The following is a 22,240-nucleotide window of genomic DNA, read 5'->3' as shown; positions in this document are numbered from 1 at the left end:
CGTGGTTCAGGCAACGGGGTTGCGAAAACGGCGAATGAGAACGAGCAGGAGGGGTGCGCCGACGACCGCCGTGACGATGCCGAGCGGTAATTCCCTGGGCGAGAACGCGGTTCGGGCCACCACATCGGCGACCACCAGGAAGACCGCGCCCAGCAGGGCGGACGCGGGGATCAGCCGGCGATGGCCACCGCCGGCGAGCAGTCGCGCGGTGTGCGGCACGATCAGTCCGACGAACCCGATGGCCCCGGCCACCGCGACCACCGCCCCGACGCACAGCGACACCACCGCGAGGGCGGCCACCCGCCACCGGGTCGGCGCGAAGCCCAGGGTGCGCGCGGTGTCGTCGCCGACGGCCAGCGCGTCCAATCGCGTGGCCATGAGAAACAGCGCCACCACGCACCCGCTCACCGCGGCCGTCGTCGTCGCGACCGCGGGCCAGGCCGCGGACCCGAGCGAACCCAGCAGCCAGAACAGCACCGCGCGAGCGCCTTCCGGCGAGTCCGACGCGAAGATGAGGAAGCTGGTCGCCGCCGAGAAGACATACCCGATGGTCACCCCGCCGAGCAGCAGTCGCAGCGAGGTCACCTGTCCATGACTGCGTGCCACCGCGAACAGCAGCACGGTCGCGGCGAGCGCTCCGAGAAACGCACTGCCGGACAGCATCCCGGCCCCGGCGGTGACTCCGAACAGCAGCGACAGCGCCGCCCCAGTGGACGCCCCCGACGTGACACCGAGGATGTGCGGATCGGCCAGCACATTGCGCACCACGGTCTGCAGCACCGCTCCGCTGACCGCCAGCCCGGCGCCGACCAAGGCGCCCAGCAGCACGCGCGGTACGCGCACCCGCCACACGATGGCGTCCTGTGCCGCCGTCCACTCCGATGCCGCCGGGACTCCGGCTACGTGATGGCCGACAATGCGGGCGACGGTGAGCGGCGGCACCGCGACCGGGCCGATCCCGCACGCGCAGACGATCACGGCCAGCAATACGGTCATCAGTGCGGTGAGCCACGCGATCGACACCCATCTGCGCCGGGCGTGCCCGAGATCGTCGGGCGGAGCCTCGCTCGTGGCGATGGGGATCAGTGTCATTGCGACACTCCCTGTTCCACCCGCTCACCCGATCGTCCAGCCGGTGAGCCGGACAGGTCGCCGGTCCGATCGATGGCCTCGGGCTGTGGCCGTCGTGGGCCGAACAGCAGTTGCGGGGAATCGAAGGCGGTCGAGCGCTGAACGCTGACGCCGTAGACGGGTTCGAGGAGCTCGGACGTCAGCACCTCGTCGACGGTTCCAGTTGCGGCGACGCGGCCGCGATCGAGCAGGACCAGCCGGTCGCAGTAGCGGGCGGCGAGATTGAGATCGTGCAGGACGATGACCGTGGTGATCGCGAGTTCTCCTAGCAGGCTGAGCAATTCGTGCTGATATCGGATGTCGAGGTGGTTGGTGGGCTCGTCGAGGAGCAGGTGGTCGGCTTGCTGGGCCAGGGCGCGGGCGATGAGCACGCGTTGGCGTTCGCCGCCGGACAGCGCGGTGAACGGGCGGTCGGCGAGGTGCCTCGCACCGACGCGATGCAGGGCCGCGGCCGCGGCGGCATGATCGGTCCGGGCGTAGCCCCGCACCGCACCGGCCCAGGGCGAGCGACCCAGCAGGACCATGTCCGCCACCGTGATCGGCGTCTCGGCGGGCGCTTCCTGGGTGACGACCGCGAGGCGTTCGGCCAGCGCTCGCCCGCGCAGTGCGTCCACCGAGGTCTCGTCGACCAGCACGGTGCCGGTGCGAGGGCGGATCGCGCGGTGGATCACCCGCAGCAAGGTGGATTTGCCGGAGCCGTTGGGGCCGATCAGTCCGACGGTGGAACCGGTTTCGGCGGTGAGTTCCACACCGGACAACACCACCGCGCCGCCGAATTCGACGCGGATGTCGGTCGCGCTGATCACCGGACCACCGCCCGCGCGCCGCGGCCATGCTCCGCCGCCGCGCTCGGCCGGGATTCGGCCCGCGGTCGCATCGTGATCGGCGGGCCCGCCGATCCCGGCCAGTCCGGCGGGCGCGGACGCCAGGTGCGATGCACGCTGACCGCCGTTCCGTATTCCGCCGAGATCCGGTGGGCTTCAGCCAGTTTTCCCGGGTAGTCCGGATCGTCGTCGGCCAGCAGGATGCCGGTGGCGGTGCCGCTGTGGGCGATCACCACCCCGAGCGCCCCCATACCGCGCGCGGCCCGGCACGCCAGGTCCAGGTGCGGGCGTTCGCGCAGCACCGAGTTCATCAGCGCGCTGCGGGTGGCGATCTCGCCGATGCGGTGGTGGTCGCGCCGGGCCAACGCCTCGGTGAGACCGCCGAGCAGCCGGGTGTATTCGCGCTTGTCGGCCGCGGTGAAGGGTTTGGCGCGGCGGTTGAAGTCGACCGTGTCGAGCTGTCCGCCCTCGTCGGCGAGGACGATGGTCAGTGGCGGCAGCGCGGGCAGCCGGGCGAGCAGCCGCACCTCGCGGTGATAGAAGGCGACCGACCCGGGATACATGACGCCGTCGGAGGGTTCGATGCCGCGCAGCAGGTCCTCGATCTCGGCGGCGGCGATACCGCGGCCCTGTGCGTCGGCGATCGCGCGAGCCGCCGCGACCAGGTCGGCCGTGGAGCTGGCCAGCCCTTTGCCCTCGGGAAGTTCGCTGATGATCGTCAGACGTCCCGGCTGTCGGTGACCCGACCGTTCGAGCATGAGTTCGGCCAGCCGGCGCGCTTTGCTCTTGTGCGGCGGCACCGTCTCGATCTCACCGTCGCCCGTGCCGGGCTCGAACACCGCGACCGAGCCCTGCCGGATCGGCAGCGTCACCAGGAAGTCGCGATCGTCGCCGGCGGTCACGCCTTGCAGCAGTTCGCCACAACTGCCGAACGCGCTGCCCACCCCGGTGCGCATCGATGTGCTCACCGCGTGCCCGTCTGCTCGCTCCGGCGGGCGATCACATGGAGACGGTCACCGGTCAGGGCGGCGGATCGGGTGCCGTCGCCCGGCCAGGCGGGTTCGGTGAGCGGACCCGGCTCGTCGAACATGGCCAGGACGTCGAATCCGCTGGTGTGCAACAGGTATCGGAGCTCCTCGGGGAACAGCAGCCGCCACGCCGTGTGCTGGACCACGGGTTCGCCTCCCACCCAGGTCCATTCGCGCCGCCGCCGCAACAGCTGCGCGGACAGGTCCACCGACAGCGCGGTACGAGAGGTGTAGGCGACCCCCTCCCACTCGATCTCGCGGACGGACACCTCGTCGAGCAGCTCGCGGCGGCCGCGATCGGTGAGCAGGAAGGCGCCGCTGCGCATTTCGAGCACGAGCAGTCCGCACGGCCGCAGGCAGTCGGCGAATCCGGTGAGCGCTGCGGCCACATCGGCGCTCGAGTGCAGGTGCAACAGCGTGCTGCCCAGGCAGGTGACCACGTCCATCGGCTCGCGGGTGCCGGACCGGCGCGCATCGCCGACCTCGAACGCGATACCGGGATACTTCGCCCGGGCATAGGCGACCATGCGGGGCGAAATGTCGACGGCCGTCACGACATAGCCCAGTTCGGCCAGCCGCGCGGCGTCGCGGCCGGTGCCGGAACCGACGTCCAGCAGCCGCATCGCCGTGCTGTCGGGCGGCGTGCCGAATTCGGTGACCAGATCGTGGACGAACCGGGCGTTGCGGTGGCCGCTGTCGGGGAAGGTGCGTTCGTACAGCGCCGGATTGTCGGTCAGCAGATTCTCGGTGGCGAGCACCGGGCCCTCGGTCGGGCAGGTCATCGTGGGTCTCGGCTTTCGGTGTCGGGAGCGGTCGCCGCCGTGGCGACGGAGACCGCTGTTTCACTGGGTTTTTCGATGTCGGCCACGGGAAGGAGCCGACCGTGGTGGAGCGCGCTCACCGCGACGGCGGCCAGCAGCCCGGTGCCCGCGCAGAGCCCGGCGGGCCACCACGCCAGCGGACCGCCGCCCCGGTCCACCGCCGCACCGACCAGCGCCGTCAAGCAGACGGTGCACACGCCGGACACGAGATAGAAGGCACCGAAATAGGTCCCGGTCAGGCGGGCACCGCCGAACGCGGCGACAAGTTCGTTGACGAAGGGCTGCACGATCATCGCGCCCACCGTGAGGACCACGACCGCGGCGAGAATCGGGACCATGCGCAGCGACGTGGCCACGACACCGCCGCCGCCCCCGTCGATGAGCGGCGCGGCCAGCGGCGGAATCACGAACGCGAGGCCCATGACGGCCATCCCCGCGGCCATCGCGGGTCCGCGTTCCCCCCGTGCGAAACGCTGGGTGATCCGCACTTGCAGCAGCAGGATCACGGCGGTGTCGACCAGGAACAGCGCCGCCACCGCCCCGGTGGCGTGCGGACCGGCGACCCGCCGCGCCTGCAGGGTCAGGATGAAATAGCTCTGACTCTGCAGCGCGAACATGCCCGCCGAGGCGGCCGCGAAAGCCCAGAAGGCGCGGTGGGAGACCAGATTTCGCAGATCGTGCAGCACCCCGTGGTCGGCGGGCGGCACCGGGCGCGCGGGCAGGAACACCAGTTGCGCTATGGTGAGCAGCACGAAGATTCCGGCCGCCACCGCGGCGGTGAGCCGGAATCCCATGGCCACCAGCACCGTTCCGGCCAGCGGCCCGACCGCCGAACCCACATTGCCGAACACGTTGAACAGTGCGAACGCCGTGGCGGCGCGGTCGGCGCCGTCGCGGGCGATATAGGCGCGCACGGCCGGATTGAAGAGCGCACCGGCGAATCCGGTCAGCACCGAGGCCGCCAGCACCACCGCCAATGACCCACCGGCGGCGAACAGTGCGAATCCGACGGCCCGGATCGCCGCGCCGACGATGATCACGCCGCGGGCGCCGAGCCGGTCGGAGATCGCGCCGCCGACCAGGAACAGGCCCTGCTGGCTCAGATTCCGCACGCCGAGCACCACGCCCACCACCGCCGCCGACAGGCGCACGTCGGTGAGCAGGTAGCCCGCGAGGAACGGCATGAGCATGTAGAAGCCGGTGTTGCCGGCCAGCTGGTTCACCAGCAGCAGCCGAACCAACAGCGGAAACGACCGGAAGAGCCTGAGGGTGTTCATCGTTCACCGCCGGGTCGGACGCCGAGCCCTGGGCCCGCGGGCCGCAGCAGTAGCCCGTCCGCCCCGCCGAGCCCCTGCCAGGGATCGCCGGTGATGAGCAGATGCCCGTCCAGGTCGACCCAGCGCGCGGCACCGCTCAGATGCGCCGCGGCGGCGATGCTCAGCGAGGTCGACGCCTGGCAGCCGAGCATGACGGCCACCCCGCGCCGACCCGCCCAGTCGATCATCGACAGCGCCGCGTCCAGTCCGCCGCATTCGGCGAGTTTGATGTTGATGCCGCCGATTCCGCCGGGTAGCGCGTCGAGATCGGCGCGGGTGCCGGCGTCTTCGTCGGCGATGACCGGTATCGGCACGGACTTCGCGACCAGCGCCAGCTCGTCCGGAGCCCCGGCCGGAACCGGTTGCTCCACCGCGGCGATCCCGAACTCGGCGAGACGGCCGAGCACGGCGACCGCGGTGTCGGTGTCCCACGCGCCATTGGGATCCAGCAGCAACGCGGCCGCGGGAGCGGCGGCCCGGATCGCCGCCACCCGCGCGATATCGTCGGCCGGATCGGCGGCTCCCAGCTTGACCTTGATCGTGGTGAACCCCGCGCGGACCAGGCGCGCTGCCGTACGGCCCGCGTCCGGGGCCGGCACGATGCCGATCGTGTAGGCCGTCGGCACCCGGTTCCAGGCGGGCATGCCGAGCAGTTCGCACAGCGGGACCCCGGCCGCGACGGCCAACCAGTCGTGGATGGCGGAATCGACAGCGGCGGCCACCGGCAAGGCGTTGCGCAATCGGATTCGGAGTTCGGGCAACCGCTTCGGCAGGCGGCCGGGATGCGGGTCGTCCCCCATCCATTCCACGGCCACGGCCAGCGCCCGCTCGATGGCCGGGACGTCCAGTCCGAGCCGCGGGCTCGTCACCACCTCCCCGCTGCCGTGAATCCCGTTGTGCGAGAGCCTTACCCACACCGCATCGCGCTCACTCATCGCGGCGCGCGAGATCCGCAGCGGCTCGGCCAGCCGCAGCCGGGACACTCGAGAATCGAGTCTCATACCGGCGCCCCCGCCGCGGCCGGGTCGCGAACCACGCCGCACCGCGCCCAGCCCTCGACCTCGACCGCGTCCGGTACCGCGATCTCGACCGGATCGGTCGCGGCGACGCCCAGCAGCCCACGCGCGGCACACCATTCGTCGTCATAGATGGTGCGCAGGTAGCGGTGCGGCCCGTCCGGGAAGACGGTCACGACATGTGCTCCGGGTTCACGCCGGGCGGCCCATCCGGCCACCAGCGCGGCCGCGCCGGTACTCCATCCACCCGCCACGCAGGAACGCGCCGCCACGGCTCGGCAGGAGGCGACGGCCTCGACCGGGCCGACCCAATGCACCTCGTCGTAGTCCGAATAGACCACATTGCGGGGCAGGATGCTGCTGCCGAGGCCCCGCATGACCCGGTGCCGGGCGGGCTGGCCGAAGATCCGCGAGCCGACCGAGTCCACCCCGATCACGCGCAATCCGGGCCAGCGCTGTCGCAGGACCCGGGTGAGTCCGGCGCAGTGGCCGCCCGAACCCACCGTCGCCACCAGGACATCGACGGTCTCGACCTGGTCGATGATCTCCTGTGCCATGGCGGCGTACCCGGCGGCGTTGTCCGGATTGTCGTACTGGTCGGGCCAATACGCGCCGGGCGTGGCCGCGAGCACCTCGGTCAGCCGATCCAGGCGCGCCCGCTGCCAGCCGCCCACGGCATGCGGGCGTTCGACCACCTCGAGCCGTACGCCGTAGGCGGTGAACAGGGCACGCATATCCGGTTCCAGCTCGTCGTCGACGACCAGTACGACCGGATGCCCGAGCGCGCGGGCGGCCAAGGCCAGCCCCATACCCAAGGTGCCGCTGGTGGATTCGACCACCGGCGCACCAGGCGCCAACTCGCCCCGCGCGACCGCACCGGACAGCAGCGAGATCGCCGCGCGGGCCTTCATACCGCCGATTCCGGCCGATTCCAGCTTGGCCCGGTACCCGACGCCGGCGTCGCCCGCCGGTATCCACGCCATCGGCGTTCCGCCGATCAGGTGCAACAGGCCGGCCTGTGCGGGTGTTGCTAGGCGCCGCATGCGAACTCCCCGCCGCGATAGTGGAAATGGGTGCTCGGACCGCCGTCGAGCGAGAAGAACGGGTACGGCTCCGCGGCGACCGCGGTCAGCCCGGGCCCGCCCAGGAACCACGGCAGCACCGCGCTGCCGGTCTGCGCGAACATCACCATCGGCACATCGCGTGCCCGGGCCCGTGTCAGCAGTTCATCGAAACTCGCATTGCTCAGGCACATTCCGGTGACCAGCAAGGCATCGTAGGGTTCGTCGATCGCGCCGGCCGAGGTGCGCACCGGCTCACCCCATTCGGTGACGCCGCCCGCCAGGTCGCAGGGGATGTAGCCGATGCCTCGGCCGCGCAGCTGCGCCAGCAGGGAATTCACCACACCGATCACCAGGACCCTGCGCACACCCCGGGGCAGCAGATCGACCACCCCGGCGGCCCGGGTCCGCGATTTCGCCAACGAGGACTCCCCCGCCACGACAACCGGCTCACCGCGCACGCCTCCGGCATCGGGATGCGGATGGGCGTGCATCAGATAGGCGTCCAGTGCGGCGATCCGCACGGCGGGCAGCGGATGGTCCAGCAGGTCGGCGATGCTCGCACCGACGCACTCGCCGACGGCGGTCACATGATCGGACCCGTCACCGGGTTCGAAGGCGCACGAACCCACGGCGGCGCCGACCCGGATACTGAGAATCTCATTGCGGTACCGCTGGTTCCGGCCGACGTGGCGGGTGCTGTGCAGGGTGAGGAAGGCGGCGGCCACCGTCACGGTGGCCGGCTCGGGACCGATGCGGCCGGCACGGACCGAGGAGATCAACTCGTCCAGGGTGATCGGCCGGGCGAGGGGGCTGTCGGTCACCGGGCCACCGCGGCCTCGGCGTAGGAGACCCGCAGCGCGTCGATCAGCGCACGCGCCGACTCCCCGGCCACCCCGGCCTTCTCCTCGGCGACCATCACGTGCGCGAGGTAGCCGTTGTTGTTCTGCGCGGACCGCACCCGGGTACCGGGCGCGGCCAGGTCGTAGTCCACGATGCGGGTGTCCAGCTCCCAGTCCTCGGCACCGGAAACGCCTTCGAGGACGCCGGATTCCCGCGGCACCAGGAAGGCGATCGCCGCGCTGCCGACACCGGTCGGCGCGGTGGTCAGATCCGGCGCCCGGCCCAGCGCCAGATCCGCGCACACCGCGGCCAGGTCGATACCGGTCACCCGGCGCACCAGCTCGGTGATGCGATTGCCCGCCGGCCGCGGATTCACCTCCACCAGCCGAGGGCCGCTCGCCGTCAGCTTGATCTCGACGTGCGCGACCGTATTGTCCAGTCCCAGAGCGGCGATCGCGGCGCGTGCGACATCGGCGATGGCCGATTCCGCGGCGGGTTCCAGCAGCGCCGGGAACATATGTCCGGCTTCGATGAACCATGGCGCGCCGGTGAGCTGCTTGTCGGTGATGCCGACGACCGTGGTGTGCCCGTCGAAAGTGACGGTCTCCACACTGAATTCGGGTCCTTCGAGGTGCTGCTCCACCAGCGCCTCGGCGGCGCGCTGCTGTCCGCGCGCGTTCACCGGGAATCCGGCGATCTCGCCGAGGGCCGCGCGTAGCTGCGCGGCGTCGTCCACGCGACGCACGAACATTCCGCCGCACAGGTCGACGGGCTTCACCACCACCGGGTAGCCGATCCGCTCCGCGGCCTCCAGCGCTGCGGCGGCGGTGGCCGCCACGGCGAATTCCGGCCCGGGAACGCCTGCGGCGCCGCAGATCCGGCGGGTTCGGGCTTTGTCACATGCCGCCGCCACGGCCTCGCGGCTCGGCCCCGGCAGGCCCAGCTCGGCCGCGACCGCCGCGACCGCCGGCAGGTAGTAGTCGCAGGAGGACAGCACGCCGTCGAACTCCAGGACCTCGTGCAACCGCCGCACCCACGGCAGCAGCGCCGCCTCGGAGTTCGTCTCGGCCGTCACGATATTCGCGGCGCCGAGCAGCGGATGCCCGGCGCCCGGCGCTGCTCGCACATAGTGCCGCAGGTCGCGGGTCAGGAAGCTGAACCGGTCCCCGCGCTCCCGGATCGCTTGCGGCAGCAAGGTACTCATCGACCCGACCCAACTCTCGATCATCAGCAGATGTCCCACTCGGCCTCCTCGGAACTGATTGACGGGCCTTAACGATAATGATTGTCATTATCTCTGTAAACCCGTAATCTCTCCCAGCGCCGGGCCGAGCCGATACGCATGCGAGCCAAGGCCGATCACCACAACCCGGCGTGCCACACCACACCTGATGAGAACTCGAGGTCAGTCACATGGGGTATTCCCCTGCCCGTCCCGCCGCCCTGTCCGCGGCACTGCTCATGACCGTCGCGAGCATCGGCGCGGCCACCGCGACCGCCGCCCCAACCGACGGCTCCGGCGCGATCGACTACACCGCGACCGTCGGAGAGACCAGTACGGTCATCCGGACCTCCGCCGGATCACTCGTGTCCGACAAGGGCGTCTTCACGATCGTCGCCCCCGATGGCAGCACGCTGGGCGGCACGGAATTGTCGTTCCGGGTGGACGATTTCGTCTTCCCCATCGACGCGGACATCCACGACCGCACCGCGACCCTCACCCCCCGGTTCGACCTGCGGCACGCCGAATATCGGCCGGTGGCACTTCCCTTCGAGGATCAGGCGCCCTGGAAGAACGCCTATGAACGCGAACAGGCCGCGTGGAGCCGCATGACCAGCACCATCAGCATGGGCGCCACCGTCGGCACCCTGGTCGGCGGCCTCGGCGGAGCGGCCGTCGGCTGCCTCATCGGCGGCGCCACCGGAGCCACCCTCACCGGTGCGCTCACCGCCATGTTCGGCGCGTTGCCGGGCGCGGTCGCGGGCTGCCTCGCGGGCGCGGCGGCCGTCGGCTTCCTCGGCACCGTCGCCGGGCAGATCTTCGTGACCGCACCGGCCGCCGTCCTCGCCGCGGCACAGTACTTCACCACCATCAACCAGGCGATGACGGCGCCGAAGCCGGCGAGCTGAGGCGGGTCCCCGACCGGAGCGGATCGCGGCCACACTCCCTGTACCGCGGTCCGTTCCGCGCCCACCGCGACCCTTCACCCCGAGCGCCCGCACGGCCGAAGCGAATGCGGCTTACAGGTTGACATTCGCCGGTGATTTGTAACACACTCGCTGAGCTCAATTGGTGAGGGAGGGTTCAGCGGTGACCGATCACGCGCGTGTGGCGCTCGAGCTATTGCGGGACAGCAGCCAATTCAAGTGGTACGTGATTCCACTGTTGCTGGTCGTCATCTATATCTACGCCACCGAGGTCGAGCGGCGGAACTGGAACGTGCTGTTCGCGGGCCTGGCGCTGTGGGGCATGGACCTGTTCAACGAGATCTGGAACTCGCTGGTCTTCCACGGCACCGGGCGGGCGCCGGTGTGGGCTGCGTCCGGGCCCACGGCCTATCAGATTCTCATCGGGTTGAACATCGAGATCTGCTTCATGTTCGCCATCATGGGCATCGCCGCGGCGAAGATGCTGCCGCCCAAGGAGACTCGCATTCTCGGGCTGCCCAACCGGCCGGTGCTGATCGCGCTGAACTCCGCGGCCGCGGTCGGGGTCGAGGTGCTGCTCAACAAGATGGGCGTGCTGACCTGGGACTGGTCCTGGTGGCACGCGGGCTTCCCGTTCCTGATCTGGCTGGTCGGCTACGTGCCGTTCTTCGCGGCCTGCTTCTTCGTGTACGACCTGCCGACCGTGCGGGCCAAGGCCATCGCCGTCGGCGCGATCCTGGGCGTCGACGCGCTCGCGATCGCGATCTTCGGCGCCCTCGGGTGGCTGTGATGACCGATCTGTCCCTGCGTCACGGCGTGCTCGCGGCCGCCGCCGGACTCGCGTTCACCCTCGCCGTGCCGCAGCAGGCGGCCACCGCCGCCCCCGCCTGCGATCTCCTCGGCACTGTCGGAACCCCCGAGCCGGGTGCGGACGAAACCACCGCGGGCCTGGACGCGTTCCCCGCCGCCACCGTCGCCCTGCCGGATCGGGTCCTGCTGCGCGGCACCGCGGAGACGTTCAATCGCCGCTGGTCCTTCGCCACGCGCGACGGCGCGATCTACGTCAAACCGGCCGCCGCGCAGGGCGGTTGGCGCACGCTGCCGCTGCCGGGCTGCCTGGCGGGACGCGTCGCCGGGGTCTCGGCCGACGACGACGAGCTGATGGCCATCGATGTCGACGGCCGCTTCTTCACCATGGACCGTATTCTCAGCGCCCCCAAGGACTGGAACTGGTCCAGCCGTTACGGCTCGCCGCTGTGGACCGGTCCGGGCAACACCCTGCCGGCGGGCACGACGGCGTGGACCTGGTCGGTGCTCTCCCCCAACGAGGACCACGTCTGGCGCGATATCGCGGGCAACGACCATACGGTGGGCGGGGCCAAGGTGTCGCACGTGTACGCGCTCACCGACGACGGCCATCGCATCCACTACGTGGACCCGTGGCTACCGCTGGACCACAGCTACGAGATGTCCACCCCGGCCGGCGGCCGTTTCCGGGCGGTCGGCATCTCCACCAGCGGCTCGACCACCCTGGTGGTGAACCGCTTCGGCGACCTCTACACGCGCCTGTACGACTTCGACATCTCCGGCGCGGACAAGGTCTTCTTCCGCTACTCCTACGAGGACCAGCGCGGCCGCCCCGAAGCGCCCGACATGCTCTCGGAGCGCATCGACGACCACTACGCCGCGATCCAGCTGCCCGCGCCCGAGTGGACCGCGCAGCCCAAGATCCCCGGGCAGATCACCGACCGTGTCTCGGTGCACAAGACCGGGATCGGCTCGGCCGCACGCGAACTGCGCGTGGAGGGCGTCGCCGACGGGCGCACCGGGTACTGGGTGAAGACGCTGACCGCCGAGCGCTGGGACTTCGTCCCCACCGATCAGCCGCTGGCGGGCAAGATCCTGGACAACACACCCGCGGACCATGCGGTCGACGACAGCGTGCCCGTATCCCCCTACACCTATGCGGGCCAGACCCCGTCTGGTGTGGGAGCGCGGATCGAGAACTTCGATCTCGCGGTCTCGCCCACGCCGTTGCGGCTGGAGTTCGCCGACGGCAGTCGGCTGGATCTGATCCTGCACACCGTCGACGGACTCCGCCAGACCGTGCAGGCCGCCGGAATCACCGATCAGCCACGGGGTTTCGACGGCGCCATCGAGGTCCCCGCGGCCACCCTGGCCACGCTCGCCGAACAACCCGAAGCGGTCCGCCAGTTCGTCCGGACCACCCTGGGCGACCGCCGTCTCACCGACACGGCGGTCCGCGTCACCACGACCGGCTTCGCCGTCGACGCCCTCGCGGTGACGCTCCCCCGCGCGCACTGACGGCGGAGAACGGCTGTCCGACCGAGGAATCAGAGGTCGGGCAGCCAGTTCCCGTGGAACCCGTGCGGCACGCGGCGCGGCAGGCGGATGGTGCCGATCGGCTCTCCACCGAGGTCGTCGGCATCGAGAATGACCAGGTCACTGCTGTTTTCCGCGGCGTCGTAGACGTAGGTCATGAGATAGCCCGCCCCGCCGGGGGTTTCGTCGGCCGCCGCGAACGCGGCTTCGGCGGGCACTCGGCCGGGACCGAAGTCGTGGACGGTGCTCGACCCCGTGTGCAGGTCGTAGCGCAGCAGCGCGCCGGTGCCGCCGCTGGAGACCGAGGCGTGGCCGTAGCGGGCGTCGAGCCCCGCCAATCGGTCGTCGATGCGCGGGAATTCGGCGATCCGGTCGTCGATCCGTTCCTCGTGGACGGCCCCGGTGGCGAGGTCGAGGGTCCAGCGCCACAGGTTCGCGCCGGTGTCGAAGCCCTGTGAGGTGTCGCGCCACATGCTCGGATAGCGCATGGCGTACAGCACGATCCGGCCCGCGTCATCGTGGGCGTTGAGGGTGTGGAAGACGTAGCAGGGTTCGATGTCGAACCAGCGCACCGGGCCGTGCGGGTCGTCGCGGCGCAGCACCCCGATGCGCGCCTGATAGTCGTCGCTCCACCGGAACGGCATGGACCCGCCGGACGTCGCGGTCTGCATGTCGAACACCACCGGCAGATCCAGGAACAGCACATGCTTCGCGGTGAGGGCGAAGTCGTGGTGCATGGTGGCGGCCGGGACGTCGATGGCGCGGCTGAGTTCGAGATTGCCCGCGGCGTCGGCGCGATGGTAGGTCAGGTAGGGCTCGCGGAAGTCGTAGCCGAAGAAGTGCAGTTCCCCGGTGACCGCGCAGGTCTTGGGGTGCGCGGTCATGGCGGTGGTGAGCTTGCCGTCGAAGTCGTAGGGGCCCACGGTGTCCAGCTCGCTGGTCAGTTCGTAGGGGAACGAGGATTCGACGAGGGCGAAGCTGCGGCCCGCGTGCCGGACGATGTGGGTGTTGGCCGCGCCCGCGGCGTAGTCGCGGTTGCCCTGCGCGTCGATGCCCTGCGCGCCGTCGGTGAACCGGGTGGTCCGCACCCACCGATTGCGGTAGGACACCGCGCGGCCGCCCTCGAGGCGTACGCCGTGCACCATGCCGTCGCCGAAGAACCAGTGCGGGGAGGCGGCGTCGTGCGGGTTGGGCCCGTTACGCACGAACCAGCCGTTGAGGTCCTCGGGAATCGTTCCGGTGCAGGGCAATTCGAAGGCGGTGATCTCGTCGGGGACCGGTGCGTAGTTGCCCGAGAGATGAGGAGGAGTAGTCATGATCGATACCTTCTGCCCGAGCAGCGGGGTGCTCACGGCTGCGACATTCCAGTTCTGACATGTCCAACTTTGAGGCTCCAGTTCCGACATGTCAAGAGTGGAATGTAAGCTGATTCCATGAGTCTCCGGTACGCCCTGCTCGGATTGCTGTCGGACGGTCCCGCCAGCGGCTACGACCTGCTGCGAACCTTCAAGCTGTCGCTGGCCAATGTCTGGCCCGCGACGCAGAGCCAGATGTACACCGAACTCACCAAACTCGCCGACGCCGAGCTCATCGCCGTCACCGATGAGGGCCCGCGCGGCCGTAAGGAGTACACGATCACCGCCGCCGGGCTCGGGGATCTGCGCACCTGGCTCACCACCACGACGCCGAAGGAGGTGCACCGCGATGAGACGCTGTTGCGGATCTTCTTCCTCGGCGTCATCCCGCCCACGCTGGCCCGCGCGTATCTGACCGATATCGCCGAGCGGGCCGAACGCGAGCACGCGAACCTGCGCGAACTCGAACAGGGCATCGACTGGAACGAACGCGACCTGTCCCGTTACGGCCATCTGGCCCTGGAGTACGGGGCGCGCGCCAACGCCCTGAAGGCCGAGTGGGCCCGCTGGGCACTGGAAAACCTACCGCCCGAACAGGATTGAGCCGCTACAGGCCGAGCCCGTGCGCCAGCACCGGCCAGGACGCGGGCAGCTCGTCGTCCCAGTACCCCCACGAGTGGGTGCCGTACGGGTGCAGTTTCACGGTGGCGGGGATGCCGAGCTCCTCGAGCCGGTCGCCCATGGCGCGGGTGCACTGATCGGTGGCCGCCTCGAGGATGCCGCCCACCAGGATCTGGTTCGCGAGATTGTCCCCGGCACCGGCGAAGTGCTTGTCCAGGACCTTGTCGTGCGGTCCCGGCATGCCGTTGCCGCTGGACAGGTACAGGTCCAGGCCCCGCAGGCCCTCGGCGTGCAGGTAGGGATCGTTGGCCGCCCACTGCGGGTCCCCCGACGGCCCGTACATATTGATGGCGTCGCCGCCACCGAAGGCGACCGTGATCCGCACGAACGCCTCCCCGATCGGATCGGCGATCCGCGCGCAGCCACTGTAGGCCGCCACCGAGCGGTACAGCCCGGGTTTGACGATCGGCAATTGCAGCACCGACGTGCCGGACATCGACACGCCCACCAGCCCGTTCAGGCCGTTCGTCCCGAGCGCGGCGTCGATGAGCGGGGGCAGTTCCTCGGTGAGGTAGGTCGTCCACTTCATGACGCCCAGCCGAGGATCCGGGTGCCGCCAGTCGGTGTAGTACGACGCTGCGCCGCCGATCGGCTGCACGACATTCACGTTCTTTTCGGCCAGGAAGTCGAAGGCGTTGGTGCGCTGATCCCACGACGCCGCGCCCTTGCCGCCGCTGCCGCCGCTGAGCATGTACAGCACCGGCCGCGGCACGGAGGTGTCGGCCGGGCGCTGCACGTCCACCGGGAAGTCCATGTTCATGGCCGCGGAATGCACGGTGAACTGCAGGTGCCGATCGTCGATCACGCGGGTTGCCACGATCCTCGAACCGTCCAAGGCGCCCTCCCCGCCACTACCGGTCGAGAAGGGCAGCACGTCGGGTTCGGCATTTGCCGCGAGATCGAAGGGCGTCGAGGTCAGCGCGAGCAATCCCGTCGCCGCCATGACCGCCGCACTGCACATGATCGAGCGGAATCGCACGTCCGGGGTTTTCCTGGTTCTCGCATGCCGCGCCGGGTTCGAATCCGGGCGGGGATGTTCTCCGGCGGCAGCAGCCGCCCACGGCCCGACAAACTGCGCATCGGGCACGCGGCGGACAGTCTGGCACACGCCATCGAACGGCAGGTTGCCGGATCGTTGCACGCAGCGAACAGCTTGCGCACCGGCTGCCGAGACGCGAGTGAACTCGGCGGGTTACCCGAGAGTCAGTAGTTTCGCCGTGCCGGAGACGACGGTCTGGCTCTGGTCGACCAGCGCTACCCGAACCTGTACGGGCGCACCCTTTTCCAGGGCCGGCTCCCCCGCTGCCGGGCTGAGCGCCACGGTGGCCGTGTGCTGGGACCCGTCACAACTGAACGTCGTCTGCGTGCCCGTGGCGGCCGGGCGGTCGGCATTGGGATCGCCGACCATGGCTTGAATGCTGTCTACCCCCGCTGACGACTCACAGGTGTAGTCGATCCCGATCGAGGTCGCGGCGGCGGAGGTGACCGCGATCGAATTGGCGGCGAGAGCGGGGGCGGCGGTACAGACCAGGCTCACGCCCAGCGCCGCGAACGCGGAGACGGACAGGGCGGAGCGGTACCGATTCCGGATGGTGACCATGGATATTCATGCCTCCTGGGTGAGGGACCTGAATCACTGAACACACTCGGAAAAGACGCCCAGCCAGTATGGCCGGGCGTCTCCATGGTCCAGCGCGCGGGTCCCCGCGCCCGGGAGAACCGCACCGCCCGGCAAGTCACCGGGGCGATGCGATGGTCGATCAGCGGCGGGTCACTCGCCCGGGTTCAGCACCACCGGCAGGCTGGTGTGGCCGTTGGAGATGAAGCTGCCGATCGGGGTCAATTCCGTTGCGGGCGTGGCCAGCCGGAGGTTGGGGAACCGCGCGAACAGCGCCGGGAGCGCGATCGCCGCTTCCAGGCGGGCCAGCGGCGCGCCGAGGCAGTGGTGGGCACCGTGGCCGAAGGCGACGTGCTGGTCCTTGGTGTCACGCTGGATGTCGAACTGGTCCGCGGTCTCGCCGTGGATCTTCGGGTCGCGGCTGGCCCCGGCGTAGGAGGCGAGGATGGCCTCGCCCTTGGGGATCACGACGCCGCCGACCTCGATGTCCTCCACCGCGTAGCGCAGCGGCAGGTGGGCGACCGGCGCCTGGTAGCGCAGGGTCTCCTCGATGACGTCGTTCCAGGAAGCCCGCTCACCGACGACGGCGGCCAGCTGCTCCGGATGCGACAGCAGCGCGACGATGGCCTGGCCGAGCAGGTTGACCGTGGTCTCGTGGCCCGCGTTGATGACCAGCATCAGCGTCTCGACGAGTTCCTTGTCGGCCAGCTGCGAGCCGTCCTCGTCGCGGGAGGCGATCATGGCGGTGGTGATGTCGTCGCCCGGGTGCTCGCGGCGGTAGGCGACCAGCTCGCCGACCCGCTCGTACATCTCCATGAAGTTGGCCATGGCCTCCTCGGCGGTCAGCGACCCGTCGAAGAAGCCGTCCACGCACTTGTGGATGGCGGCGTCGAGGTGCTCGGGCACCCCCATGAGCCCGCTGATCACGCGGATCGGGACCGGGTAGGCGAAGAGCGAGCGCAGGTCCGCGGTCGAACCGGCCGGGAGCTCGGCGAGTTCGTCGAGCAGTTCGGCGACGATGGCCTCGATGCGCTCGCGCATGGCGGTGGTGCGGCGGTGGGTGAAGGCCGGGGAGACCAGCTTGCGCAGGCGGCGGTGGTCGGCGCCGTAGGCGGTGAACATGTTCTCCACCGCGACCCAGGGCAGCAGCGGCCAGGCCTCGGTGATCTCGCCATTGCGGAACGCCGCCCAGTGCTGACGCGGGTCCTTGGAGACGCGCTCGTCGGTGAGCAGGCTCTTGAGCACCTCCTGGTCGGTCACCGACCACGCCTGGACGCCGCCGGGCAGCTCGACCAGCGCGACGGGGCCTCGCTCGCGAATCCGGGCGGATTCGCCCTGGATATCGGTGCCGGTGACATCCAGCACGATCGGGCTCTGGGACATGAAAAGCTCCTTCTACACCGCGCGCAGCGCGGGACTGATCGGGAATTCGACCGGCAGTGCCACCATGGCGCGGTGGAACGGGCCGGGACGCCAGGAGATCTCGTCTTTGCCGACGGCCAGCACGATGTCGGGCAGCGCGTCGAGCAGCTCGTCGATCGCGGTCTGCGCGACCAGATACGCCACCGAGCGGGCGGGGCAGGCGTGGGGGCCCGCGCCCCAGGCCAGGTGCGAGCGGTTCCCGGTGCGGTCGCCGCCCGCGATCTCGGGATCGTTGTTGCAGGCCGCGAGGCTGATCAGGACCGGCTGGTGGGCGGGCAGCCAGGTGGTGTCGATGAGCACCGGCTGACGCGGGTAGCTGATCGAGAAGTTGGCCATCGGCGGGTCGTTGAAGAGGACCTCGTCGAGGGCGTCGCGGGTGGAGAGGCTGCCGCCCAGCATGTCCCCGCCGAAGCGGTCGTCGGTGAGCATGAGCAGCAGTGTGTTGGCGATCAGATTCTGCATCGGCTCGAGACCCGCGCCGTAGAAGCTGACCAGCTGGTACAGCATCTCCTCGTCGTTGAGCGCGGCCGGGTGGTGCGCCATGCGGGAGGTGACGTCGTCGCCGGGCTCGGCGCGACGCAGCGCGATCAGCTCCATGAGCGCCTCGGCCAGGGTCTGCATGCCCCACGCGGCATTGACGGTGTCGAACAGCGCGGCCATGCCGGTGGCCACCCGCTGCCCGATATCGGCCGAGCAGCCCACCACCTGGTTGAGCACCTCGAACACCAGCGGCAGCGCGTAACTCGACACCAGGTCGGCGCCGCCCTCGGCAGCGATCCCCGCGATCAGCGGGCCCGCGATCTCCACGACGGTGGAATGCACCGCGTGCAAGTCGATTCCGTCGATGGCGGCGGAGTAGGCCTGCCGATAACGCAGATGCTCGGCGCCGGCGTTACGCAGCGCGTTCGGGTACCACTGCATCATGGGCCGAATCGGCGAGTCCTCGGGGATGGTCTCCTGCCAGACGCGCGGGTCGGCCGGAAAGTGCTCCGGATCGTTGAGGATTCGCAGGGCGGTCCGATAGTTCACGACCAGGGTGGCCGGAACACCCGGGGACAGTTCGATGGGCACCATGGAGCCGTGGCGTCGCCGCATCTCCCGGTAGGCGGCGTGCGGATCGGCCGCGAATTCCGGTGTGCCCAGCAGAATCCTGAGCTCCTCGGGCGCGACACCCGCTCCGCCGCGAACCGGACATCCCTGCACCCCCGCGAACCCGCCTCGCGACCCTGTCGTGTCCACGACCGAAACTCCCTATCGACGAACAACTTTCACCGCGCCCCACCGAGCCATCCCGATCGGGCCACCGCATCGCAGACTAGCAGCCCCGCAGCACACCTACCGATTTTGTGAAACACCAACGGCCGCCGAGACTCCTCGGCCGGGCCGCTATTCCTCGACGATCGAGGTGATCAGGGTGCGGCCGCTGACGGTGCGGGTGGTGACCGTCTGGGTGAACGCGTCCGGCAGTTCCCCGGGCCGCTGCTGCATGACCTTGACCGCCCAGTGCTCGTCGTCGCCGGGGGTCATGCGGCCGACCTGCACGCAGTAGCGGGTGCCGACCGGCAGCGAATCGATGCCGGTCTGAATGGTCGCCGGGTTGGCCACATTCGAGGCGTCGCCCGCGACGAATTGGCTTGCCACCGAGCCGGAGCGGAGCACGTAATAGGCGTACTGGAAGGCCAGGATCGCGTCGGGGCCGCTGGCGATGCCACCCGGATCGGTGCCGGTGACACTGTCGGGGGTGCGGCGGGTCTGGCAGCCGTCGGCGGCCGCGGCGGCGGACGGGCTGACCGATGTGGCCACCGCCGCCGTGCTCGTGCGGGCGGGGGCCGAGGTGCGCGGGCTGGTCGTGGGCGCGGACGAATCCTTCGGACTCGGTTCCATCAGAGCCGAGAGCAAACCGACCGCGGCGGCCGCGGCGCCCACCGCCACGACGACCGCGAGCACCACCAGCAGGGTGCGCGACCGCGCCCAGGGCTCCGACTCCGGCACGGCGGCGTGCCGGTTCTTGTCGCGCGGGTTCTTCGCCCTGGGCGGCGGAACCGCCGGCGCCGACCGTGATTCGGTGAGCACGCCGCTCACCGCCGCGGACAGTTCGGCGCAGGTCGCGTAGCGGTGGCGGGGATTCTTCGCCATGGCGCGCGCCAGGATCGGGTCCAGGGCGGCGGGCAGGGCCGGGTTGAGCGCGTGCGGCGCGGGCACGGGGGCCTTGACGTGCCGGTAGATCAGCCGGGGTAGGTCGGTGTCGGCGTACGGGGGTGTGCCGGTGAGCATTTCGAACAGCGTGCAGCCCAGTGAGTACACGTCGGCGCGGCGGTCGACGCGGGCCTCGTCGTTGAAGCGTTCCGGCGCGGTGTACTGGAAGCTCGCGACCACCTCGCCGCGCCCGGTGATGCCGCGGACCTCGTGATTGGACTCGGCGATGCCGAAGTCGGTGAGCAGCGCCCATTCTCGCGGTTGCGCGGTGAGCAGGATATTGGCGGGTTTGACGTCGCGGTGCAGCACGCCGGCGTCGTGGGCGTAGTCGAGGGCGCGCGCCACGTCGGCGGTGATGGCGGCGGCGCGGCGCGGTTCCAGGGGCCCGGCCAGCAGTTCGGCCTCCAGGTCCGAGCCGTCGACGTAGGCCATGGCCAGCCACAGCCGCCCTTGTTCCTCGCCGCGCGCGTAGATGGTGACGATGTTCGGATGGGCGAGCCGGGCAATGATATTGGCCTCGCGCAGGAATCGCTGCCGGGTCTCGGCGCTGTCCCCCGCCACCACGTTGAGCAGCTTCAAGGCGACGAACCGGGGCAGGTCCCGGTCGTGGGCCAGGTACACCTCACCCATTCCGCCGACGCCTAGGAGCCGCTCGACCCGATACCCGGCGAAGGTCACTCCCGGCCGGAGCTGCTCAGCCAAACAATCCTCCCGATTCACCTGCACCGCAGACAATACCGGGACCGATCGGCGGCGGGAGGAACGGTTCGGATCGGATGCGGCGGGGCGCGGGCGCGCCGGGATTTCCGCTGGCTATGGTCGGTGCGACCAGCACCGCACCGATCCGGGAGGCCCATTGACCGCCGCCGCGCGACCACACATCGCGGTGGTGATGGGCGTGGCGGGATCCGGCAAGTCCACTGTGGCGAGCATCGTGGCGCGGACGCTGGACTGGGATCTGCTGGAGGGCGACGACCTGCACCCGCCCGCCAATCGCGCGAAGATGGCCGCCGGTCAACCGCTCACCGATGCCGATCGGAGGCCGTGGCTGGCGGCCGTGGCGGAGTGGATGTCCGAGGAGTTCGCGGCGGGCCGTTCGGGAGTCGTCGCCTGTTCGGCGCTGAAACGCTCCTATCGGGACATCCTGCGCGCCAGCCGCATCGGACACCCGGACGCGGACCTCACCTTCGTGCACCTCACGGGCGCCCGAGCGGTACTGCGCGCCCGCCTCCTCGCGCGCACCGACCATTTCATGCCACCGGACCTGCTGACCTCGCAGCTCGAGACCCTGGAGCCACCCGATCCGGACGAGCGGGTGGTCACCCTCGAAATCGATCGTCCGCCAGCCGAAGTCGCCGACGCCGCGCTGGCCGCCCTGCGGCCTCACAGCTGACCCGAAGCTTCAGCTCAGCTTCAGGCCGCGTCTCTACCATCGACGGCGTGTACGCACCGAGAATCGCCGCCGCGGTCCTGCTCTCCGCCGTATTCCTGGCCGCGGGCTGCACGTATCCGCGGGCCCGCGCGGCGGCCGACACCACGGTCACCCTCGAATTCGGCGGCCTGCAACGGCAATACCTCGTCCACTACCCCGCCAACCGCCCGCAGGGCCTGGTGCCCGCGGTCCTCGCCTTCCACGGCGGGGGCGGTACCGCCCGGAACCTGGCCGAGACCTCCGGCTTCGACACGCTCTCCGACACCGAGGGCTTCATCGCCGTCTACCCCGACGGCTACCAGAAATCATGGAACGACGGCCGCGGCGCGGACACCACGGCGGGCGCGGCCGGAATCGACGACGTGGGTTTCGTTGCGGCGGTGATCGACCGGCTCGTCGGCGGCGACGGCGTGGACCCGTCCCGTGTCTACGCCACCGGGATGTCCAACGGCGGCATGTTCACCGAACAGCTCGGCTGCCGTCTGTCGGGGAAGCTCGCCGCCATCGCCCCCGTCGCGGGACCGCTCCCCCAGGCGGACGAATCCGACTGCACGCCCGCCCATCCCCTGCCGGTGCTCGAGATCCACGGCACCGCCGACCCGATCGTCCCTTATGACGGCGGTGTCGTCCGGGTCACTTCGGGGCGGCACGGCGCGGGCACCAGCCCTGTGCTGTCGGTCGACGCGACCCAGCAGTGGTGGCGCGAGCGCGACGGGTGCTCCGGCGTCACCACCACCCAGCTGCCGCCGCGCACCGACGACGGGACCTCGGTCACGCTGCGGTCCGCCGACTGCCGGAACGGATCCGCGGTGCAGCTCTACTCGGTCACCGGCGGCGGTCACACCTGGCCGGGTGGTCAGCAGTACCTGCCCGAGGCCATTGTCGGCAAAGTCACGCGCCAATTCGACGCCGCCGACGTGATCTGGCGATTCTTCGCTCGATTCTCGGCATAACCGCCGGTCGAACACTGGACAACCAGGACTTACCGGTACCGTGGGCCAATGG

General features: G+C 70.2%; 21 protein-coding genes. 6 read left to right on the top strand and 15 right to left on the bottom strand.

Annotated elements, in window-relative coordinates:
- Positions 1–6: 6 nt before the first annotated feature.
- Genes ACFYTS_RS17510 through ACFYTS_RS17470 form a run of 9 tightly spaced genes read right to left on the bottom strand, consistent with a single transcriptional unit; the run spans position 7 to position 9,244 of the window.
- The gene (locus ACFYTS_RS17510) at positions 7–1,092 is read right to left on the bottom strand and encodes a FecCD family ABC transporter permease (protein WP_387305297.1); all 1,086 of its coding nucleotides are present in this window, start codon (positions 1,090–1,092) and stop codon (positions 7–9) included.
- Complete coding sequence (locus ACFYTS_RS17505) at positions 1,089–1,937, bottom strand: ABC transporter ATP-binding protein (protein WP_387305295.1); 849 nt, start codon at positions 1,935–1,937, stop codon at positions 1,089–1,091. The genes ACFYTS_RS17510 and ACFYTS_RS17505 overlap by 4 nt, the downstream gene beginning before the upstream one ends.
- Complete coding sequence (locus ACFYTS_RS17500) at positions 1,934–2,923, bottom strand: hypothetical protein (protein WP_387305293.1); 990 nt, start codon at positions 2,921–2,923, stop codon at positions 1,934–1,936. The genes ACFYTS_RS17505 and ACFYTS_RS17500 overlap by 4 nt, the downstream gene beginning before the upstream one ends.
- A complete protein-coding gene (locus ACFYTS_RS17495; RefSeq protein ID WP_387305291.1) occupies positions 2,920–3,765 on the bottom strand; it encodes a class I SAM-dependent methyltransferase in 846 nt (281 codons plus the stop codon). Before ACFYTS_RS17495 ends, ACFYTS_RS17500 begins: the two co-directional genes overlap by 4 nt.
- Entirely contained in the window at positions 3,762–5,081 is a 1,320-nt protein-coding gene (locus ACFYTS_RS17490) for an MFS transporter (RefSeq protein WP_387305289.1), read from the bottom strand. The genes ACFYTS_RS17495 and ACFYTS_RS17490 overlap by 4 nt, the downstream gene beginning before the upstream one ends.
- The gene (locus ACFYTS_RS17485; RefSeq protein ID WP_387305287.1) at positions 5,078–6,121 is read right to left on the bottom strand and encodes an enolase C-terminal domain-like protein; all 1,044 of its coding nucleotides are present in this window, start codon (positions 6,119–6,121) and stop codon (positions 5,078–5,080) included. The genes ACFYTS_RS17490 and ACFYTS_RS17485 overlap by 4 nt, the downstream gene beginning before the upstream one ends.
- Positions 6,118–7,179: a PLP-dependent cysteine synthase family protein gene (locus ACFYTS_RS17480; protein ID WP_387305285.1), complete on the bottom strand. Its 1,062-nt coding sequence runs from the start codon at positions 7,177–7,179 to the stop codon at positions 6,118–6,120. The genes ACFYTS_RS17485 and ACFYTS_RS17480 overlap by 4 nt, the downstream gene beginning before the upstream one ends.
- Entirely contained in the window at positions 7,167–8,021 is an 855-nt protein-coding gene (locus tag ACFYTS_RS17475; protein WP_387305283.1) for a hypothetical protein, read from the bottom strand. Before ACFYTS_RS17475 ends, ACFYTS_RS17480 begins: the two co-directional genes overlap by 13 nt.
- Entirely contained in the window at positions 8,018–9,244 is a 1,227-nt protein-coding gene (locus ACFYTS_RS17470; protein WP_387305282.1) for an ATP-grasp domain-containing protein, read from the bottom strand. Before ACFYTS_RS17470 ends, ACFYTS_RS17475 begins: the two co-directional genes overlap by 4 nt.
- Before the next feature lie 209 nt (positions 9,245–9,453).
- Between ACFYTS_RS17470 and ACFYTS_RS17465 the strand changes: the two genes are divergently transcribed.
- From ACFYTS_RS17465 to ACFYTS_RS17455, 3 genes are all read left to right on the top strand, one after another.
- Positions 9,454–10,170 carry a hypothetical protein gene (locus ACFYTS_RS17465; protein ID WP_387305280.1) on the top strand — a complete coding sequence of 239 codons (717 nt, stop codon included), beginning with the start codon at positions 9,454–9,456 and terminating at the stop codon, positions 10,168–10,170.
- Between the two features lie 181 nt (positions 10,171–10,351).
- Positions 10,352–10,978 carry a hypothetical protein gene (locus ACFYTS_RS17460; RefSeq protein WP_387305278.1) on the top strand — a complete coding sequence of 209 codons (627 nt, stop codon included), beginning with the start codon at positions 10,352–10,354 and terminating at the stop codon, positions 10,976–10,978.
- Positions 10,978–12,513 (top strand): hypothetical protein, encoded by a 1,536-nt coding sequence (locus tag ACFYTS_RS17455; protein ID WP_387305276.1) that lies wholly within the window; start codon positions 10,978–10,980, stop codon positions 12,511–12,513. Before ACFYTS_RS17460 ends, ACFYTS_RS17455 begins: the two co-directional genes overlap by 1 nt.
- Before the next feature lie 29 nt (positions 12,514–12,542).
- On the opposite strand, the gene ACFYTS_RS17450 is transcribed toward ACFYTS_RS17455, so the two are convergent.
- The gene (locus ACFYTS_RS17450) at positions 12,543–13,847 is read right to left on the bottom strand and encodes a carotenoid oxygenase family protein (RefSeq protein WP_387305273.1); all 1,305 of its coding nucleotides are present in this window, start codon (positions 13,845–13,847) and stop codon (positions 12,543–12,545) included.
- A 117-nt stretch (positions 13,848–13,964) separates the two neighbouring features.
- Here ACFYTS_RS17450 and ACFYTS_RS17445 point away from each other — a divergent pair, with 117 nt between their 5' ends.
- Positions 13,965–14,489 carry a helix-turn-helix transcriptional regulator gene (locus tag ACFYTS_RS17445; RefSeq protein ID WP_357287785.1) on the top strand — a complete coding sequence of 175 codons (525 nt, stop codon included), beginning with the start codon at positions 13,965–13,967 and terminating at the stop codon, positions 14,487–14,489.
- Positions 14,490–14,493: 4 nt separating this feature from the next.
- Here the strand turns inward: ACFYTS_RS17445 and ACFYTS_RS17440 are convergent, their stop codons facing one another.
- From ACFYTS_RS17440 to ACFYTS_RS17420, 5 genes are all read right to left on the bottom strand, one after another.
- Positions 14,494–15,528, bottom strand: a complete 1,035-nt coding sequence (locus ACFYTS_RS17440; RefSeq protein WP_387305872.1) for an alpha/beta hydrolase — start codon at positions 15,526–15,528, stop codon at positions 14,494–14,496.
- A 231-nt stretch (positions 15,529–15,759) separates the two neighbouring features.
- Positions 15,760–16,167 carry a hypothetical protein gene (locus tag ACFYTS_RS17435; RefSeq protein ID WP_357287791.1) on the bottom strand — a complete coding sequence of 136 codons (408 nt, stop codon included), beginning with the start codon at positions 16,165–16,167 and terminating at the stop codon, positions 15,760–15,762.
- Positions 16,168–16,338: 171 nt separating this feature from the next.
- Positions 16,339–17,568: a cytochrome P450 gene (locus ACFYTS_RS17430; RefSeq protein ID WP_387305270.1), complete on the bottom strand. Its 1,230-nt coding sequence runs from the start codon at positions 17,566–17,568 to the stop codon at positions 16,339–16,341.
- A 12-nt stretch (positions 17,569–17,580) separates the two neighbouring features.
- Positions 17,581–18,846: a cytochrome P450 gene (locus ACFYTS_RS17425; protein ID WP_357287796.1), complete on the bottom strand. Its 1,266-nt coding sequence runs from the start codon at positions 18,844–18,846 to the stop codon at positions 17,581–17,583.
- A gap of 147 nt (positions 18,847–18,993) precedes the next feature.
- On the bottom strand, positions 18,994–20,505 hold the full coding sequence (locus ACFYTS_RS17420) for a protein kinase (protein ID WP_387305266.1): 1,512 nt from the start codon (positions 20,503–20,505) through the stop codon (positions 18,994–18,996).
- A gap of 154 nt (positions 20,506–20,659) precedes the next feature.
- Here ACFYTS_RS17420 and ACFYTS_RS17415 point away from each other — a divergent pair, with 154 nt between their 5' ends.
- Positions 20,660–21,196, top strand: a complete 537-nt coding sequence (locus ACFYTS_RS17415) for a gluconokinase (protein WP_387305263.1) — start codon at positions 20,660–20,662, stop codon at positions 21,194–21,196.
- Positions 21,197–21,243: 47 nt separating this feature from the next.
- The gene (locus ACFYTS_RS17410; RefSeq protein ID WP_387305260.1) at positions 21,244–22,188 is read left to right on the top strand and encodes an alpha/beta hydrolase family esterase; all 945 of its coding nucleotides are present in this window, start codon (positions 21,244–21,246) and stop codon (positions 22,186–22,188) included.
- The last annotated feature ends 52 nt before the right edge of the window (positions 22,189–22,240 follow it).

Source organism: Nocardia sp. NPDC004151 (genome assembly GCF_042874235.1).
Classification (GTDB): Bacteria; Actinomycetota; Actinomycetes; order Mycobacteriales; family Mycobacteriaceae; genus Nocardia.
The sequence above is the reverse complement of the archived record's forward strand: the minus strand, read 5'-3'. Positions and strand labels throughout refer to the sequence as shown.